The sequence below is a fragment of the Clostridium malenominatum genome (assembly GCF_039521365.1).
Lineage (GTDB): Bacteria > Bacillota > Clostridia > Clostridiales > Clostridiaceae > Clostridium_AW > Clostridium_AW malenominatum.
The window spans coordinates 289,560-307,371 of sequence record NZ_BAAACF010000001.1 but is presented as its reverse complement, the minus strand read 5'-3'; the positions used below and the strand labels follow the sequence as shown (position 1 = coordinate 307,371).

At 31.8% G+C, this 17,812-nt stretch carries 17 protein-coding genes and 1 other annotated feature; of the genes, 4 read left to right on the top strand and 13 right to left on the bottom strand.

The genetic code is table 11. From position 1 onward, the window contains the following. Positions 1–12: 12 nt before the first annotated feature. The 9 genes from ABDZ69_RS01570 to ABDZ69_RS01530 all read right to left on the bottom strand — a co-directional run bounded on the left by ABDZ69_RS01570 (position 13) and on the right by ABDZ69_RS01530 (position 10,290). Positions 13–1,485, bottom strand: a complete 1,473-nt coding sequence (locus ABDZ69_RS01570) for a sodium:solute symporter family protein (RefSeq protein WP_343765756.1) — start codon at positions 1,483–1,485, stop codon at positions 13–15. A 27-nt stretch (positions 1,486–1,512) separates the two neighbouring features. Next, positions 1,513–2,697, bottom strand: a complete 1,185-nt coding sequence (locus ABDZ69_RS01565; protein WP_343765754.1) for a YgeY family selenium metabolism-linked hydrolase — start codon at positions 2,695–2,697, stop codon at positions 1,513–1,515. A gap of 31 nt (positions 2,698–2,728) precedes the next feature. Further along, the gene (dpaL, locus tag ABDZ69_RS01560) at positions 2,729–3,949 is read right to left on the bottom strand and encodes a diaminopropionate ammonia-lyase (protein WP_343765752.1); all 1,221 of its coding nucleotides are present in this window, start codon (positions 3,947–3,949) and stop codon (positions 2,729–2,731) included. Positions 3,950–3,978: 29 nt separating this feature from the next. Then, positions 3,979–4,359 (bottom strand): RidA family protein, encoded by a 381-nt coding sequence (locus ABDZ69_RS01555; RefSeq protein WP_343765750.1) that lies wholly within the window; start codon positions 4,357–4,359, stop codon positions 3,979–3,981. Between the two features lie 264 nt (positions 4,360–4,623). Then, positions 4,624–5,844 (bottom strand): tyrosine--tRNA ligase, encoded by a 1,221-nt coding sequence (tyrS, locus tag ABDZ69_RS01550; protein WP_343765748.1) that lies wholly within the window; start codon positions 5,842–5,844, stop codon positions 4,624–4,626. Between the two features lie 188 nt (positions 5,845–6,032). Next, entirely contained in the window at positions 6,033–6,452 is a 420-nt protein-coding gene (locus ABDZ69_RS01545; protein WP_343765746.1) for a hypothetical protein, read from the bottom strand. Positions 6,453–6,573: 121 nt separating this feature from the next. Next, complete coding sequence (locus ABDZ69_RS01540) at positions 6,574–7,725, bottom strand: AlbA family DNA-binding domain-containing protein (protein WP_343765744.1); 1,152 nt, start codon at positions 7,723–7,725, stop codon at positions 6,574–6,576. A gap of 59 nt (positions 7,726–7,784) precedes the next feature. Continuing rightward, complete coding sequence (locus ABDZ69_RS01535; RefSeq protein ID WP_343765742.1) at positions 7,785–8,894, bottom strand: Ger(x)C family spore germination protein; 1,110 nt, start codon at positions 8,892–8,894, stop codon at positions 7,785–7,787. Further along, positions 8,875–10,290, bottom strand: coding sequence for a spore germination protein (locus ABDZ69_RS01530; RefSeq protein WP_343765740.1), 1,416 nt, complete (start codon positions 10,288–10,290; stop codon positions 8,875–8,877). The genes ABDZ69_RS01535 and ABDZ69_RS01530 overlap by 20 nt, the downstream gene beginning before the upstream one ends. Positions 10,291–10,383: 93 nt before the next feature. On the opposite strand from ABDZ69_RS01530, the gene ABDZ69_RS01525 reads away from it, so the two are divergent. The 3 genes from ABDZ69_RS01525 to ABDZ69_RS01515 all read left to right on the top strand — a co-directional run bounded on the left by ABDZ69_RS01525 (position 10,384) and on the right by ABDZ69_RS01515 (position 12,072). Continuing rightward, entirely contained in the window at positions 10,384–11,484 is a 1,101-nt protein-coding gene (locus ABDZ69_RS01525) for an endospore germination permease (RefSeq protein ID WP_343765738.1), read from the top strand. A 154-nt stretch (positions 11,485–11,638) separates the two neighbouring features. After that, entirely contained in the window at positions 11,639–11,806 is a 168-nt protein-coding gene (locus tag ABDZ69_RS01520) for a zinc-ribbon domain-containing protein (protein WP_343765736.1), read from the top strand. 110 nt (positions 11,807–11,916) lie between these two features. After that, on the top strand, positions 11,917–12,072 hold the full coding sequence (locus ABDZ69_RS01515) for a DUF5670 family protein (protein ID WP_343765734.1): 156 nt from the start codon (positions 11,917–11,919) through the stop codon (positions 12,070–12,072). Between the two features lie 15 nt (positions 12,073–12,087). Here ABDZ69_RS01515 and ABDZ69_RS01510 read toward each other — a convergent pair whose 3' ends face one another. From ABDZ69_RS01510 to ABDZ69_RS01495, 4 genes are all read right to left on the bottom strand, one after another. After that, the gene (locus ABDZ69_RS01510; protein ID WP_343765732.1) at positions 12,088–13,680 is read right to left on the bottom strand and encodes a peptide chain release factor 3; all 1,593 of its coding nucleotides are present in this window, start codon (positions 13,678–13,680) and stop codon (positions 12,088–12,090) included. A gap of 86 nt (positions 13,681–13,766) precedes the next feature. Then, positions 13,767–15,509, bottom strand: a complete 1,743-nt coding sequence (locus ABDZ69_RS01505; protein WP_343765730.1) for a sensor histidine kinase — start codon at positions 15,507–15,509, stop codon at positions 13,767–13,769. Positions 15,510–15,684: 175 nt separating this feature from the next. Continuing rightward, positions 15,685–16,680, bottom strand: a complete 996-nt coding sequence (trpS, locus tag ABDZ69_RS01500) for a tryptophan--tRNA ligase (RefSeq protein ID WP_343765728.1) — start codon at positions 16,678–16,680, stop codon at positions 15,685–15,687. A 58-nt stretch (positions 16,681–16,738) separates the two neighbouring features. Then, positions 16,739–16,968, bottom strand: a binding site (T-box leader). Between the two features lie 46 nt (positions 16,969–17,014). Beyond that, the gene (locus ABDZ69_RS01495; RefSeq protein ID WP_343765726.1) at positions 17,015–17,389 is read right to left on the bottom strand and encodes a desulfoferrodoxin; all 375 of its coding nucleotides are present in this window, start codon (positions 17,387–17,389) and stop codon (positions 17,015–17,017) included. 184 nt (positions 17,390–17,573) lie between these two features. On the opposite strand from ABDZ69_RS01495, the gene ABDZ69_RS01490 reads away from it, so the two are divergent. Then, on the top strand, positions 17,574–17,777 hold the full coding sequence (locus ABDZ69_RS01490; protein ID WP_343765723.1) for a hypothetical protein: 204 nt from the start codon (positions 17,574–17,576) through the stop codon (positions 17,775–17,777). Positions 17,778–17,812: the final 35 nt, after the last annotated feature.

Genomic DNA, 17,812 nt, shown 5'->3' with positions numbered 1-17,812 from the left:
TCTCTATAGTTGTTAATCAAGTTCTAGTGGTTTTGCAGGTTTAATACCAAGTTTTCTATCTATTGCTGATACAAGGAATATTACTATGAAAGCTACGATACCACCAGGAACCATTGCATTTAATCCCCAAGGTGTTTTAAATCCGTAAATCCATATTCCAGCAACTAAAGTACCTGCAACAATTGATATGAATCCTGCCCTTTCTGTAACATTTTTATAGAAGATACCACAGATAAATGCCGCGAAAGGTCCTGCACTTCTCAGTGCGAAGGCTCCCATCATAACGCTAATGATATTTGAAGCTGTTATAGAAATTACAAGTCCCACAAGTCCTACTACTACCATTGTTATACGAGAAACCCAAACTTCTTTATTATCATCTTTAACGCCTTTATTTAAATAAGGTGTAAAAATATCGTTAGTAAACATTGTAGCAGTACCTATCATATTACCAGAAGCACTACTCATAGTTGCTGCTACGATAGCTGCAAGTACTATACCTGCAACCACAGCAGGAGCAAATGTTAGTGTTGCTTGTGCTAAAGCATTTTTCTGCGCACCGCCTGCTGCATAACCATCAATACATACATAAGCTACTAGACCTATTATACCAGGAACGATAGCATAAGCAGCGGATATAACACCAGCTATAACAGAACCTACCTTAGCGGACATTCCATCTTTTGCAGAACAATAAGTTTGTACTATTTCCTGTCCTGTTGGGAAAGTCATGAAATACATAGCAATATATCCGATTATAGTTGGAATTCCTACCTTAGTCATACTAGTAAGATTAAGGTTATTCCCTGAATTATCAGTAAGTGCCCTAGCTTTTTCAAATAGTGCTGAGAAACCTCCAACGGCACTGTTGTTAACAATTATAACCATAGCAATTGCCATACCAACGGTTATAAATAAAACGTGCATAATGTTTGTTGCTGTAACAGAGGTAAAACCTCCTACCATTGTGTAAAGAATAACAACTATTGTAGTAATTATAGCCGCTGTCTTAAATTGAAGTCCTGTAACAACGTTAATTATTGAAGCAGTAGCTATTATCTGTGCACCTGTCGCCATAAATAAAGCAGCAATGGAAGTAATAGCTGTAAAAATATGTGATGGTTTTCCATATCTTTTTTTGATTATTTCTGGAACAGTATTAGCAGATGTTCTTCTGAAATAAGGAGCGATAAATGAAACCAAAATGAATCCTATACCCGATGCAATAACATACCAGCTTGCTGATAGTCCATATTTATAAACATTTGTTGCAACACCTGTAGTACTAGCTCCCCCAGTGTTAGCTGCAAAGAGTGTACCTGCAAGAACTATAGGTCCTAATGATTTACCTGCCATCAAGAAATCATCGTTACTTTGCTTTTCTGACTTTTTCTTTTTACTATTTGATACAACAAGACCAATGATAACCGTTGCCGCCATGTATAACAAAATTATTACCAATGCTGTAATTTGTGTACTGTTCATATTAGTTTCCCCCTTGTATTTTTTTATTTATTTTAATAAAGCTTTTGTTATCGCTTCATAACCTACAGTGGCTTTTGCTAATTGTTCTATCTCTATATATTCATCAATTGTATGAGCTAGATTTTCCCTTGATGGTCCAAATCCAATGGTCTTTATTCCAGCTTCTCCTGCATAATGGCTTCCGTTTGTACAGAAGGAATAATAAGTTATTACTGGGTTTAATCCTGATTCTACTAATGAGTTGAAGGAATTTTTTACAAAATCTTCTTCCTTTGAATATTTCCATCCTGGAAAGAATCTTTCATCAGAGATTATTTCGCCTGTGTAGCATTTTTCGGTACCTTTTGCATAGAAAGCTTTTGCATCAAATTCTGGATCTTCTTTCTTCATTTCTTCAATTAAATCTAATACTGGCTTTAATACACTCTCTTTACTTTCTCCAACTAAAAGTCTTCTGTCATAAGTGATTTTGCAGTAGTCAGGTACTACTGAAGCTCCTGGGTACGGTGCAGATTTAATGTCAACTAGTTCAAGTATTCCATTTCCTAATTCCTCATCATAGGTCATTTCCATTTCTCTTACTCTGTCAATAAGTTTTGAAGCCTTATATACAGCATTTATTCCCTTTTGTGGATTTGCTGAGTGAGCAGGTTTTCCATAAGTTTCAACAACTATTTCTGCTCTTCCCCTTTGTCCTATTTTTAGGTTACATTCTGAAGCTTCTCCAATTACAACATAATCAGGCTTTACTCTTTCGCTAATTTTTCTTGCTGCAACCCCTTCAAAGCATTCTTCATGAACAACTCCTGCAACATAAACTTCACCAGCGAAATCTTTCTTTGTAGCTTCTGCAAAGCTTGCTACTCCACAAATCATAGCTGCAAGAGCGCCTTTCATATCAGAGGCTCCTCTTCCATATATCTTTCCATCTTTTATTTCTGCGGCAAAAGGTTCTACTGTCCATTTTGATGGATCTGAAACTTCTACAGTATCTATGTGAGCATCGAACAATACTTTTTTACCTGGTTTATTTCCTTTTATGTGTCCTACTATATTTCCATATTCATCTACATAGAAATCATCAAATCCTAATTCGTTGAATACTTTTTTTATTCTTTCTACTACTACTTCTTCTCCACCTGAGTAACTTTTAGCTTGTATAAGCTCTTGACATACCTTAACAACTTTTTCTTGTTTTTCTACTGATAACATTTACAGTCCTCCTCTAAAAAAAATTTATTTATTAAATTGAAGTGTTGTCTCCATCCCATACTATATCTCTATATTTCTTTGGATCTGTATCCCCTTCTGTACTTATTATAAGTATTTTTGAGTCCTCGCTAAATCCTAATTTTTCTCTTAAATCTTTGTAATAGTCCTTTTCCATAAGTAGACTTATTACTCCAGCTCCTACTGCACCTGATTCTCCTGATATTATTTGTGAGTCTCCTTTAAGTGGACTTCCAAGTATTCTCATTCCTCTTGCTGCTACATAATCTGGACAAGAGAAATATGCATCAGAGTAATCTTTTAAAACTTCCCAGCTTATTGTATTTGGTTCTCCGCAGGCAAGTCCTGCCATTATTGTCTGCATGTCTCCTGTAACTATATGTCTTTGCCCTAGCTTTGCAGACTCATATATACAAGGTGCTAGGTCTGGCTCTACCACTATTGTAATTGGTCTTTCTTCTCCAAATTTCGATGCTAAATACCCTTGTACTGCTCCAGCAAAGGATCCTACACCAGCTTGTACAAGTACATGTGTTGGTTTATCTACTCCATATTCCACTAGCTGCTCCATAGCTTCATGAATTAAAGTTCCATACCCTTGCATTATCCATGTAGGAATATCTTCATATCCTTCCCAAGCAGTATCTTGTACTACTACCCATCCATGCTTTTTAGCCATTTCATCAGAAAGTCTAACTGCATCGTCATAGTTTCCCTCTATGATACTAGCTTCTGCTCCTTCTTTTCTGATGTTTTGAAGTCTAGTTTCGGATGAGCCCTTTGGCATATAAACTACTGACTTTTGTCCTAGTTGATTAGCTGCCCATGCTACTCCTCTTCCATGATTTCCATCTGTGGCAGTTACAAAGGTTATGTCGCCCAGCTTCTCTTTAATTTCTTTTGATCTTAACAAATCAAAGGAAACCTCTGAAATATCCATTCCAAGCTTTTCACTTAGATATTTGCCTATAGCATAAGACCCTCCTAATACCTTGAATGCGTTAAGTCCAAATCTATAGGATTCATCTTTTAAAAATATACTCTTAACTCCTAATTCTTTAGCTAGATTATCTAGCTTGTGTAATGGAGTAACTGAATACTCTGAGAAACTTTTATGAAAATCTCTTACCTTTCCAATTACTTCATCTGAAATAAAATCCGTATCTGCCTTTTTACAATCATCATTTCTAGCCTTATCATTGAATACGTATTTTATTAAATTCTTTTCTAACATGCCTTCGTACCTCCATAATAATTTTTATGCTATTCTTTAACTGCTATAACCTCAATTTCTATTTGAGCATCCTTTGGAAGCCTTGCTACTTCTACACAGCTTCTTGCAGGATAAAAGCCTTCAAAATACTGACCATATATTTCATTAACTTTTAAAAAGTTTTCTAGGTCCTTTAAAAACACTGTAGTTTTTACCACATCCTTAAGTGTTAAGCCTTCTTCTTTTAATACTGCTATTACATTCTCAAGGGATTGCTTAGTCTGATCTTCTATACTATTTGGTATTTCTCCTGTAACTGAGTTAACAGGTAGTTGACCTGATACAAAAACTAAATTCGAAAATTTAACTCCTTGTGAATATGGTCCTATGGCTGCAGGTGCATTTTTACTACATATAATTTTTTTATTCAACTTTAACTCCTCCTTTGTAATTTAATTTCGCAGAATTATTATAAGCAATATCCGTGCCAACACAAAAAAATCTTTAATAATTAGCTATCTTCTGGTTTTATTACTAAAAATATATAAAAAGACTATTATCATAACGATAAATTTTATCATTATGATAATAGTCTGACTTTTCAAGCATATTCTTAATATTTAGCATTTTCTTATCCTTTTAATTATCATAATGATAATAGCCCGAGGAAAACCTCAGGCTATTTAAATACAATTTTATTCTAACACTATTCTGTTGTAATTTTTCTTGCCTCTTCTTATAATAGCACTACCGTCAAGAAAATCTTCTTTAGTAATAATAGCATTTATATCCGTAACTTTATTGTCATTTAGATTTAATCCACCTTGTTGTATTAATCTTTTTCCTTCTGCTTTAGATGGAATTATTTTTGTTTCCACCAATACATCTAATAGCGAGGCATTTAATTGAGCTTTAGTAATGTATGAAGTAGGAACATTGCTCATATCTTTTCCCCCACCAAAAAGAGCTTCCGCAGCCGCTGATGCTTTTTGAGCTTCTTCTTCTCCATGAATTAATTTCGTTACCTCGTAAGCAAGAACTTTTTTAGCTTCATTTATTTCCGAACCTTGGAGTCCCCCTAATCTTCTTACCTCTTCCATTGGCAAGAAAGTAAGTAATGCTAGGCACTTTTCCACATCTGCGTCATCAACATTTCTCCAATATTGGTAGAACTCATAAGGAGTGGTCTTTTCTTTGTCAAGCCACAAAGCTCCGTTTACAGTTTTACCCATCTTCATTCCTTCACTATTCGTTAATAAAGTACAAGTCATAGCAAAGGCAGGTTTACCTTCTTTTCTTCTAATTAAATCTGCTCCTGCTAACATATTACTCCACTGATCATCTCCACCTAATTGCATAGTACAGCCATATCTTTTATATAATTCTAAAAAGTCATATCCTTGCATAAGCATATAGTTAAATTCTAAAAAGGATAGACCCTTTTCTAATCTTTGTTTAAAACACTCTGCAGTAAGCATTTTATTTACGGAGAAGTGAACCCCTATGTCTCTTATAAATTCTACATAATTTAATTTCAACAACCAATCAGCATTGTTAACCATTATAGCTTTGTCATTTGAAAAATCTATAAATCTTGAAAGCTGTTTTTTTATAGCCTCTGCATTTTCATTAATAGATTCTATTGTAAGCATTTTTCTCATATCTGTTTTTCCAGAAGGATCTCCTACCATAACGGTTCCTCCACCTACTAATGCAATAGGCCTATGTCCAGCCTTTTGCATATGGGACATCATCATTAATGGTAAAAAGTGTCCTATATGAAGAGAATCTGCTGTAGGATCAAATCCTATATAAAAAGTAACTTTCTCCTTAGCTAATAACTCTTTTATTTCATCTTCATGAGTGGTTTGTTTTATGTATCCACGTTCTAAAAGTATATCGTATACATTTGTCATATTTAACCCTCCAGTTCTATGTCTTGTAATTATTTTCTTCTTTATAGTATATATATAAACCTTATTTTAATCAACTTTTACTTACAAAAAAAGCTAGGTTTAATCCTAGCTTTTTATCAATAAAAATATACACTTTATCAATTATCTATGTTAATAATATTATTTTCTACTTAATCAAAGGGTCTCCATTAAACGGCGACTAAATCCTTAACATACTTTCTCATACATTCTACCATCTCTTCTTCATTTACACTAATTATAAAATCTACACCATATTCCTTCTCTAGAACTTCTAGCTCATAAAATAAATAAGCAGCATCCTCTATATCAAGGTTTATAATATTTGCTAAACCATCTACAAAAATGGTATCAATATCATAATTACTTGAAAGTATGCCGCACAAAAAACCATAAAAACTATGGTGATTTCTTAAGTTATAATCACTTGTAGAAACAAATCTGATGTCCCTATGAAGCTCAAACATGATTCTCTTGTCATCATCAACAAACACGATATGACCCTTATTTCCATCCACCCTTTTGTTTGCCATTTCTATTAATGCCTTTGTTTTTCCTGCGCCTCTTTGGCCGCAAAGTACTTGAATCATATTACCACCCCTAACTTATTTTTTTAGGTTTTATAATATAGATTATATAATATTCTGAATTTTTTTGCAATAAGTATTTTGGGCAATTATGCCCAAAAACCTACTTATATATTACATAATTCTACATATCTTTTTTTGTATAAATTCCAGGATAAATAATTTTAAAAGTGTTATCTTTTATAGAGTTTATAAAGCTAACCTTGCCTTTTCCCTTAAAATATCCTTTCATTCTTAAAAATCCTCTTCCTGTATTAAAAAATCTTTTTTTGTTATCTAAAGTTATTAACTTTTCATAAATCCACATATTTCTTTTTAAATACTTGCTTGTATTAATATCTTTTCCATTAAGTAGTACCCCAGGACTTAATAAAGATACGCTATTAGTATTTATAATTATTTCAATCTCACTGCAACATAATGTGTAATCTCTATAAAGTATAGCATTACTTAATCCTTCATGTATTGCTTTTACAGGATAATCTTTCGGAAGTATTTTCACTAAATATTCCTCAGCTTCATCTAGCATAGATAATAAACTTCCAGTTATTATTATATTATCAGCATAGTTTTTATTTATATTGTTCACAATCTTAATCATATTGTGAGGAAGAAATATACTATTGTCCTTTGAAAAAACTAAAATACCTCCTAAAGTAGCTAAATATTTCCCTATTTCCTTGTCAAAAGTTATTATTGATGCATTTTCCATAAGAGTAACTATATTATTATCATCCACTTCTATTCCTTTTAAATTAAAGTATTTCTTCACCAAATCCTTATCAATAAAATCAATACTGCTTCTTACAATAGGAGATAACTCTATGTTTAGGCTTAAATTTTCATTTAATGCAGAAATTATTTCTTCTTTCCTCATGGTATCTGTAGTGGAACCTCTTCTTATGTAAAAAGCACCATTTTCCCTTAATTGATACGGCCTTTGAGGACCATCATAAATGTTTATTACTCCAATCTTTTTATCTTCAATATTTACAAATTCCAAAGAAACGGGAATAGGAGGTTCACATCTAGAGCTTATAATTTGCTGGATTTGTTCTTCGCTATATTTTCCCTCATCAGTGCCTAGAATATTTTTAGTCTTATCCTCAACACCGATAATTAAATATCCTCTTCCACCCTTAGAATTGGCCAGTGCACAAATGTCTTTAGCCAATTCTTTTCTATTTCCTTCTAATTCAAGATCTAGAATCTGCTTAAAGTCTACCTTTCTACCTTCTCCTCTTTTAATCAAACTCATTAACTTTTTATTATCCATATTAAATACCCTCTACAAAATTACTGCTTACTTTATTATATGATATATTATATCATATGTTAATGGAAGCCAAGCTTAGTTGATGAACCTTCTATTTCCACTTCCACTTTAACTTCTAAAGAGGTATCTCGTATTATATTTTCTTTATTGGCCTTTGGATATTTAATGTTAAAGTCCCTTTGTATGTTAAATATATCTAATTCTTTACTCTTATATTCTTCAAATACATCTTTGCAGGCTCTTATTATATTATCTTCTGCTCCTTTTGCAATTTTCTGTAAGGTTTCATCAGTAAATACAAAATTAGATTGTGTTTCTCCAAAGGTAGTTCTTACTTTAATAATTTTAATTAACTTTAATTTTTCCCCGTCATACTCCATTTTAGTTTTAGTTTTACTATTTCTTATTTCTAAGGTAACATATTTATTTTCTTCCTCAATAATAGGAACTTCCAAAGTACCTGTTTTAACTTTGTTAACTAAAAAGTTAAAACCTTGACTACGCTCCCTAGGAAGTTTATCCACCAGCTTATCATCTTTAAATACAGCTCCACCATCTATAGTTATTAAATCTTCTAATTGGTCATCACTCATCTTTAATAGAGTAGTTACGGGGGCATTAGAGGGAATTAACCTCATATTAAAATAGTCATTAATACTAAGTTTTACGGATCTTGATGAGGTTCCGATATTTAGTATTAGATCTGCCAAAAATATCCCTATATACTCCTCTGCCTTTATTTTAGATTTTAAAAGCCTCTCTACATCTCCTTCATAAACTGCTATGTATTGTCTTATTATAAGTTCTTGATCCCTTGCTATAAAATCTACAAAATCATGTACTCCATATCCTGCAGCTTTTTCCGTGAATATAAGAGCTTTGTTTTGAGTAAAATTTATTTTATAACTAGAGGATAAACCTGCATTTCTTACTGCTTCAAAAATAGTTTTAGCCTGCCCTTTAATAATAATTCTCTCTCCCTTTTCAGAACCACTCATAGCACTTCTGTAGGGTTTAAAGGTTTCTATATATATTACAGGATTATTATCCTCGTCTACATCTATTATAAGACTTGTGGCAAATAGTACTCTATTTATATCATTGTAATTAAAGCAACCAGTAAATAAAAAACAGGAAAGTATTATAATACTAATTAGCCTTTTTAGCATTTAAATCATCCTTTCCTATGTTTTTAGATATATTTTTTAAATCTCCTCTTATTAAAATATCTCTAAATTTAAAGTCTTTAGCTGTTCCTAATGGATATAGATAAGGATAACCTAAAGATTCTAAGCTAGCCATATGAGCTATAAAAGTATGAAGTATTATGTAAAAACCTGGTAGCCCCAAAAGAGAAGAAAAAATTATAATAATTACACTCCAAGAAGCAATAGGTCCATATAGCTTTGGCACTAAAAATGAGCATATAGAAGATACTGCTACAATTATTAGTCCTATTTGAGAAGCTAGCCCTGCCCCAATGGCTGCATCTCCAAGTATTAAAGCCCCTACTATACTAGCTGCTTGACCTATGGGCTGAGGAAGCCTTATTCCTGACTCCCTCAATATAGCAAAGAAAAATATCATTAAAAACAGCTCTATTACTGATGGAAAAGGGACTCCAGCTCTAGATACTGCAAGCCTAAAAACAAAAACTGAAGGTATCAAGGAAAAATGATAGGTTGTTATAGCTAGATATAAGCCTGGCAAAAACATAGCCACCAAAAAAGCAATTTCCCTCAATATCCTAGTAAAGTTTGCATAATATTTATTAAGATAGTAATCATCTGGGGCATGAAAGTTTTCAAAAAAGAAATGGGGCATAGATGTTACAAAAGGCGACCCATCTACGATGACTACAACTCTTCCTTCATGTAGTCTAGAGGCTGCGATATCTGCTTTTTCAGTAGAGCCAACGGTATCGAAAAAGGTTTTCTTGTTGCTACTCAATTCCTCAGATACATAGTTGCTACCTAAAATAAAATCATTATCCATTTTTTCAAGTTTTTCTTTTACTTTATTTATTAAACTTTCATCAGCCACATCTTTAATATAAGCCATAACCACTACTGTATTCGATTTTTTTCCTATATAAAAACTTTCAAATTTTAAATCGGGATTTTTAATTATTCTTCTTATTAAAGATACATTATCCACAAAGGCTTCTCCAAAGGCTTCTCTCGGGCCTTTTAAAACATTTTCTGATTGAGGTGTTGCAATAGCTCTTTTTACAAAACCCTTTGCTTCGCAATAAATTGCTTTTTCTTCGTTTTCTAATATTATTAATACATCTCCAGATAGTATATGTAAAATGCCATCATTAAAATCCTTTACATCATTTACAGAATTCGTACGTAAAATTCCTCTTTTAAGATTTTCCACACTTTTAATGATATCCTTATTTTCTACTATAGGGGTAACAATGTATTCACTTATAAAACTCACATTACATAAATCATCAATATAAATTAAATATATTAAGCCTCCAGCAGTTTCTATTTCTCTATGCTTTAAATCAAAATTATCTTTTAATTTATCTTTAATTAAATCAAAATATTTACTCATAATAATCACCCAAAATTATTATTTGTATTATAGAGAATATTATTCACTAATTGGTAAATAATATAAATAAAAACTTAGTAAAAGGTGGATTAAATGGAAAAAATAACTTCAAAACAATTAGGCTTTATAATAGCAGCTTTAACAATAGTTTCTTTAAAAACTTATCCTACTATTTACATAGTAAATGGCGAAAGAGACACGTGGATTGCTATGATAATTGCTTCTGCCATAATACTTTTATATCTTATTTTATCTCTTAAATTCTTTAAAAATGTTGGTACTTACGATTTATATACTATATATATAAAATCCTTTGGGAAAATAATTGGTACCATTTTATATGCATTATATATCTTTTCATTAATGACGACCTTAATAGAGTGCGCTGGAATTGAATCTAGCTCTATGCATACAAATTTATTACTAGAAACGCCAATCTGGTATTTGCTTATATTTCTAACCCTGCCAGCTATATATGTAGTGAAAAAGGGACTTAGAAGTATTATTTCAGTAACTTTAATTGGTATAATATTAATGACAATGGCAGGAATTAACTTAGGCATACTTACCAGCACTTATAAACATTCATATTATGTTTTCCCTGTTTTTCAAAAGGTATTTTCTTTAGATTTTTTAATTTGCATTGGCAAGATATTAGGATTATATGCTCATTTAACACTAGCTTTTCCTTATATAGAACACATAGAAGATAAGAGTAAGCTTTTAAAACACAGTATAATAGGTATGATTTTTGTAATACAAATGCAAATAGTATCTGTTCTAGGAATGCTTAGCACTTTCCAGATAGAGAGACTAAAAAGACTAGTTTATCCAAAGCTTACTCAAACACAGTTAGTAAGTTATTGGAGATTTCTTGAAAGCGGGGAATTTTTTGTAATGTTACAAACTATAGGTGGTTGGTATGTAAAATACATACTTATATTGAATATAACTTTAGCAGCTTTGCAGAAAATAAAAGTTAGGAGCAAATACAACATATATATAATAACTTTAATAATATTTGGGCTTACAAATTACATAGCCGATGACTTGTTATTTTTCTTCGAATATTTAAATTTATTTAGCTTCAATTCTCTAATAAACTTCCTGATAATACCGATAATTGCTATGATAATTTTCAAGTTCAAAAACAAGAAAAAACCCTTACAAAAGAGAGCTGATTTGCCTTCATAATTGCTATTTCAATGTTGAATATTTAGGCCTTTCCATGGTATAATTATGGTATGTTATCAATAAGTTAATAGGTAATTTTCAGGTACTCAACTCCTTAATCATAGGAGGCACTATCCATGAAAAATTACCCTATGATTAAAGGAGGATTATACAAATGGCAGACAGAACAATTGCATGTAAAGATTGTGGAAAAGACTTTGTATTCACTGAAGGAGAACAGGCTTTCTACAAAGAAAAAGGATTTGAAAATGATCCTGTAAGATGCCCAGAATGCAGAAAAGCTAGAAAAGCAGAAAAAAATAATAGCAGACCAAGAAGATAAGAGAGGTTTTCCTCTCTTTTTTATTTGCACTATTAAATTCATAATTAACTAATATTCTGCTAATACTAGTTTAATGTAGAGTAATTTACTTGATAACTGGAGGGTTTTTTATGGTATTTTTAAGATGGTTAGGTGGAATCGTAGTTTTATTTTGGCTAATAGGGCTAATTTTTAGAATCGGAGGTAGCCTAATAAATTTATTATTGTTAGTAGCTGCCGTGGTGTTTATTTTAGATATTTTATTTGGACGTAAAAAAGGGGTGTAAAATTACACCTCTTTTTTACTCACTTTTCCCTACATCAGATAAAACTATATCCTTATTATGATCTAAAGCCCAGCTTATTGCCCACTCACTTTGGAACAATAGTAATGCCCTGTCTCTAAAATCTTTTACTATTTTAGTATCACTGGTTATACTTAATTTTTCCACTTCTAAATTAGAGCTTTCTATCCATCTTACATACTTAAATGGAAGTCTATCCATCTTTATATCTACATTATATTCATATTTCATTCTATACTCTAATACTTCAAATTGTAAGACTCCAACTACTCCAACTATTATTTCTTCAATACCTATATTAATTTCCTTAAATACCTGGATAGCCCCTTCCTGAGATATTTCTGTCATTCCTTTTATAAATTGCTTTCTCTTCATAGTATCTATGGTTCTTACTCTAGCAAAATATTCAGGAGCAAAGGTTGGTATTCCTTCAAAAGAAAATTTATTATTTGCTGTACATAAAGTGTCTCCAATTCTAAATATACCTGGATCAAATACCCCTATTATGTCACCAGCATAAGCTTCTTCAACTATTTCTCTATCTTGTGCTAAAAACTGTTGAGGTTGAGCTAGTTTCATTTTATTTCCACCTTGCATGTGGAATACTTCCATACCCTTTTGAAATTTACCTGAACATATTCTCATAAACGCTATTCTATCTCTATGGGCTGGATTCATATTTGCTTGTATTTTAAATACAAAAGCTGAAAAATCTGGCGAAAAAGCATCTATTTCTCCAATACTTGAATCTCTTCCAAGAGGTGGTGTAGTTAAGTTTAGAAATTCTTCTAAAAAAGGCTCAACTCCAAAGTTAGTTAATGCACTACCAAAAAATACTGGAGTCAATTCACCGCTTCTTACTTTCTTAATATCGAACTCATCTCCAGCTATATCTAAAAGCTCAATGTCTTCTATTAGCTTTTGGTGTAATCCTTCTCCTAAAAGATCTTTAAATACAGGGTCATCAACTTGACCTTCCATAGCTTCAATTCTTGTCTGACCATGTTTTCCTGCGTTGAATACTTCTATTAACTTTTTCTTTCTATCGTATACTCCCTTAAAATCTGCACCTGCACCTATAGGCCAGTTCATTGGATAAGATTTTATGCCAAGAACTGTTTCTATTTCTTCCATAAGTTCAAATGGATCTCTAGTTTCTCTATCCATTTTGTTTACAAGGGTAAATACAGGAATTCCTCTTAAGCTACAAACATGAAACAGTTTCTTAGTTTGTTCCTCTACCCCTTTTGCTCCGTCTATAACCATTACGGCGCTATCTGCAGCCATTAAGGTTCTATAAGTGTCTTCACTAAAGTCTTGGTGGCCTGGGGTATCTAATATATTTATACAATATCCTTCATAGTTAAATTGCATAACTGATGAAGTAACAGAAATTCCTCTTTGTTTTTCTATTTCCATCCAGTCAGAAACTGCATGTTTTGAAGCTTTTCTTGATTTTACTGAACCTGCAAGTCTAATGGCACCTCCATATAATAATAGCTTTTCAGTTAACGTAGTTTTTCCTGCGTCAGGGTGAGATATTATTGCAAAGGTTCTTCTTCTCTCTATTTCCTTAAATATATCTTCCACTATTTTCTCTCCTCTTTATAAAAATCTGTACTACAATGATTTTAACTTTAACTAATTTAGCTGTCAATTATATTTAATTAAGAAGTTCACATATAAATATCGGAAAACTCTATACTTATTCTCTCTACATATCCCGAATCCATTTGATATGTATTAATTTTTTCATCTTCTATAATCTTTGCAGGAAGTTCTACAAGGAACTCACTTCCCATTCCCATCTCACTTTTAACAGATATTTTCCCTCCTTGAAGCTCAACTAAATATTTAACTAAGGAAAGACCAATTCCTGACCCCTCTGATTTTTTTCTAAGGGTATTATCTACCTGGGTAAATCTTTCAAAAATAGTTGCTAGTTTATCTTCTGGAATTCCTATACCACTATCTTTTACAGAAATTACAACTTTATCCTCTCTATTATAAACATTAACCTGAATAATCCCTCTAGTTTCTGTAAATTTAATTGCATTAGATAATAAATTCAACATAATTCTTTCTATAATATCTCCATCAAAGGCTATTATTCTTTCTTCCTCCTCAGTGTCAAAAATTATATCTATATTCTTAAGTTTTGTATACTCCACTACAGACATGGTGATGTCCTCCACAACTTTTACGATATCACCATTAATACAATTGAGCTTCATACTATTTACTTCCGCCTTAGTTACATCAATAAAATTATTTATAAGTCTTAGTAATCTGTAACTATTTTGTCTCTGCATTTTTATGTATTTAGTAAAACCTTGTTTAGAAGAAACATCATTAAAATCTAACTTTTCCATTAGTTGAACACACCCTAAAATAATATTAAGAGGGGTTTTTAACTCATGAGACATAGTTGATAAAAACTGAGCTTTTAAGTTGTTATATTCCTCGATTTCATGAGACTCATCCTTAATTTTATTTAATGAGTTAATAAACTCATTTCCTATATAAATTGCTCCAAAAAAAGACATGGTACAAACGAAAAAGAAAATCAATAATTGCTTATTCCTCTGTTCAATTTTATCCCTTAATAAGACTTCTGAAGAATTTGCCACAAAGCAGCTCCAGCCAATTTCCTCTATTGGATAGTCTACCCCTATTCTTTTGACGCCATCAATCTCAGAAATTCTTTCATAGAATTTTACTATTTCTCCCTTTAAAGCTCTTCTTGAAGGAGATTCTTCACTAATTATCCTTTCTGAGAAAGGCATTTGTGTCATCTCATTTCTATAAACCAATCTAGCATTGCTATCAATTAATCCAAACCTACTTCCTTCATTTAAATTTTTTACTGGAAAAATACCCTGAATTTTATTTGCATCGATGACATTTACAATTATGCCCTTTAATTCACCTTCTACTCTAATAGCTCTAGCTAATGGGAAAATTAGTTCTTCGCTGTTTGCAGACACTCTTAAATCCGATATAGTCTTGTCCTCTCCCTGGAGTATCCTTTGAATATATGGTCTATCTAATAAGCTTAAGTTTTCTTCTTCAGGATTTGTGGTGGTAATCACGGTCCCTTCTGGGCTTACCCAAAGGTATCTTCCACCTACTAAATCCTCTGACATTGTATTTTTCAAGTATTTTTCTATGTCTTCTGAGCTCCACTCAGGATTTGAGATAATTACTTTTCCCATAACAAGTTGATTAGCCCAAGTTCTGTCTAAATAATTTAAAAAAGAAACCTTAATTGCTTCTGCATACTCTTGGCTAGACTTTAAATCCATTTCTATCATAGAATCGAAATTAGACTTTACACTTATTGCCTGTAAAATCGATAAAGGAATTAATGTAATAAAAATTAATAATATCATTCTCCATCTAATTTTATTCTTCTCCATGACAATCCCTCCAAGTATACAAAGTATTATTTCGTCACCATTCAAGAAAATTATACCAATAATTACATATATATTCAACAGTTTATTAACAACTTATCAACAGTTTATCAACAGTTTATTGTGGATTTTTCATTACTATTTACAAAAATAAAGAGAACTCCTGCTGGAATTCTCTTTATTTTATAAATCCTATTTTTCTTTGCATTTTTGACAAGGTTTTTCTGGCAACATAGTTTGCTTTTTCAGCGCCTTTTGTATATATTTCTTCTAATAGTTCTTTATTATCTAGATATTCTTTTATTTTACTTTGAATTGGTTTTAACTCTGTAATTAAAGCCTCTGCTACATCTTTTTTAAACTGAGCATATCCTAATCCTTCATATTCTTTTTGTATTTCATCTATAGTTTTTCCTGTAGCAACACTCATAATATCCATTAGGTTTTTTATACCTGGTTGATCATTAGTATACTGTACAATTCCTATAGTATCCGTAACAGCTCTACTTATTTTGTTTTTTATCACTTCTGGTGAATCCATTATAAGTATATAACTGTTTGGATTATCAGCGGATTTTGACATTTTCTTTTCTGGACTCTGCAAATCCATTATTCTTGCTCCTACTTCTGGTATATAAGGTTCTGGAATTTTAAAAGTAGGACTATATATATTATTAAACCTATCAGCAATATCTCTAGTTATTTCTAAATGTTGTTTTTGATCACTTCCTACAGGCACTAAATCCGTATTGTACAGTAGGATGTCTGCTGCCATAAGAACTGGATAGCTAAATAATCCTGCACTTATGGACTCTCCATACCTTGCAGATTTGTCCTTAAACTGAGTCATTCTAGAAAGTTCTCCCATGTAAGTATAGCAATTCAAAAGCCATGCAGCCTCACTATGAGCTGGTACGTGAGACTGTATAAATATTGTATTTTTTTCTGGATCTAGTCCCGCTGCTAAATAAATAGCTAGAACTTCTAGTGTCCTTCTTCTAAGATCCTTTGGTTCTTGTTTAACAGTGATAGCATGTAAATCTACTATGCAATAATATGTGTCATATTGCTCTTGTAGTTTCACCCAATTTTTTAGAGCACCATAGTAATTTCCTATAGTTAAATTTCCTGAAGGTTGAATTCCACTGAATATAACTTTTTTATTTTCTTCCATTGTAATCCTCCTATTTTTAAACATTATTTACTTAAAATAAAAAAGCCCTATAGCAAATCTATAGGGCGTGATAACGCGGTACCACCTATTTTCGAAAAAGCAATACTTTTTCCTTAAAGGATACAAAATATCCTGTCTCTATAACGGGAGACCAACGTCTACAACTACTTAACTTCATCTCGCCCCTCCAGAACCCATTCAGCTTAATCATAATTGTTGTAATTCCACCACATACAACTCTCTTTAAATCTGTTTTTAAGCTTACTTGCTTTCTCTCATTAGGTTAACATTATTTAAATCATGATATTATACTTTTAATTTTTTGTCAACATCATTATTTTTTCCACAAACCATGTAGGTTACAATATTCTCTAACAGCTATTATTTCTTCGTCAAGCTTAAAGAACGCTTCCGGTTTTTCACCTGGATTTAAGAATTTTCTATAAGTTTTATTTTCTGTAATAACTTCTATCCATTCAATATAGTGGGCATCAAGCATTGGATGTTCAACTTCTCCAACTCTAACTAAAACTCCACCTTCTACCATTTCTACATAAGGAACGTGCTTTTCTTTTGAAGCATCTACAGTATTTTCAACTTGTAGTGTCATTGGCTTGCCGCAGCATACTAAAACTCCACCAGATGCATGAACCACCTCAACTATGTTTCCACATACTTCACATTTATAAATTTGTCTTAATTCTGTCATAAAAAAACCTCCTTAATAATAAAATTTCAAACATTATTAGTATATAGTACTAATTCCATATAAGTTCTTTTTCCCCTTCTTAGTTTACGAAAATTTTACAAATAAATTTATTTACTAAATGGGTGAATAGTATTTCTCACCCTTCAAATAATAAAAACATAGAAAATAAAAAGGAGGTCTTAATATGGATAGAGGGAAAACTTATTTACCTGATAGTAGAGATTATTTAGAAGCCAGCCAAAAGGTGCTTAAATCTTATTCTGCAAAGAAAAAAGACTACACAAAACTACCAGACAACGTAAGGGATGATATTGTTGCAAATAATATCGCCACCTGGGAATTTGATAACACTTCAAAGGACATGTGGAAAACCGACGATTTGTTTTAAAAATTGCAGGGCAATTTTTCTAGTGTTTTAGTTTT

What these genes read in the sequence shown, in the direction of transcription:
- ABDZ69_RS01570 (WP_343765756.1), bottom strand. Translation starts at nt 1,485, where the DNA reads ATGAACAGTACACAAATTACAGCATTGGTAATAATTTTGTTATACATG.
- ABDZ69_RS01565 (WP_343765754.1), bottom strand. Translation starts at nt 2,697, where the DNA reads ATGTTATCAGTAGAAAAACAAGAAAAAGTTGTTAAGGTATGTCAAGAG.
- dpaL (WP_343765752.1), bottom strand. Translation starts at nt 3,949, where the DNA reads ATGTTAGAAAAGAATTTAATAAAATACGTATTCAATGATAAGGCTAGA.
- tyrS (WP_343765748.1), bottom strand. Translation starts at nt 5,844, where the DNA reads ATGACAAATGTATACGATATACTTTTAGAACGTGGATACATAAAACAA.
- ABDZ69_RS01545 (WP_343765746.1), bottom strand. Translation starts at nt 6,452, where the DNA reads ATGATTCAAGTACTTTGCGGCCAAAGAGGCGCAGGAAAAACAAAGGCA.
- ABDZ69_RS01540 (WP_343765744.1), bottom strand. Translation starts at nt 7,725, where the DNA reads ATGGATAATAAAAAGTTAATGAGTTTGATTAAAAGAGGAGAAGGTAGA.
- ABDZ69_RS01535 (WP_343765742.1), bottom strand. Translation starts at nt 8,894, where the DNA reads ATGCTAAAAAGGCTAATTAGTATTATAATACTTTCCTGTTTTTTATTT.
- ABDZ69_RS01530 (WP_343765740.1), bottom strand. Translation starts at nt 10,290, where the DNA reads ATGAGTAAATATTTTGATTTAATTAAAGATAAATTAAAAGATAATTTT.
- ABDZ69_RS01525 (WP_343765738.1), top strand. Translation starts at nt 10,384, where the DNA reads ATGGAAAAAATAACTTCAAAACAATTAGGCTTTATAATAGCAGCTTTA.
- ABDZ69_RS01520 (WP_343765736.1), top strand. Translation starts at nt 11,639, where the DNA reads ATGGCAGACAGAACAATTGCATGTAAAGATTGTGGAAAAGACTTTGTA.
- ABDZ69_RS01515 (WP_343765734.1), top strand. Translation starts at nt 11,917, where the DNA reads ATGGTATTTTTAAGATGGTTAGGTGGAATCGTAGTTTTATTTTGGCTA.
- ABDZ69_RS01505 (WP_343765730.1), bottom strand. Translation starts at nt 15,509, where the DNA reads ATGGAGAAGAATAAAATTAGATGGAGAATGATATTATTAATTTTTATT.
- trpS (WP_343765728.1), bottom strand. Translation starts at nt 16,680, where the DNA reads ATGGAAGAAAATAAAAAAGTTATATTCAGTGGAATTCAACCTTCAGGA.
- ABDZ69_RS01495 (WP_343765726.1), bottom strand. Translation starts at nt 17,389, where the DNA reads ATGACAGAATTAAGACAAATTTATAAATGTGAAGTATGTGGAAACATA.
- ABDZ69_RS01490 (WP_343765723.1), top strand. Translation starts at nt 17,574, where the DNA reads ATGGATAGAGGGAAAACTTATTTACCTGATAGTAGAGATTATTTAGAA.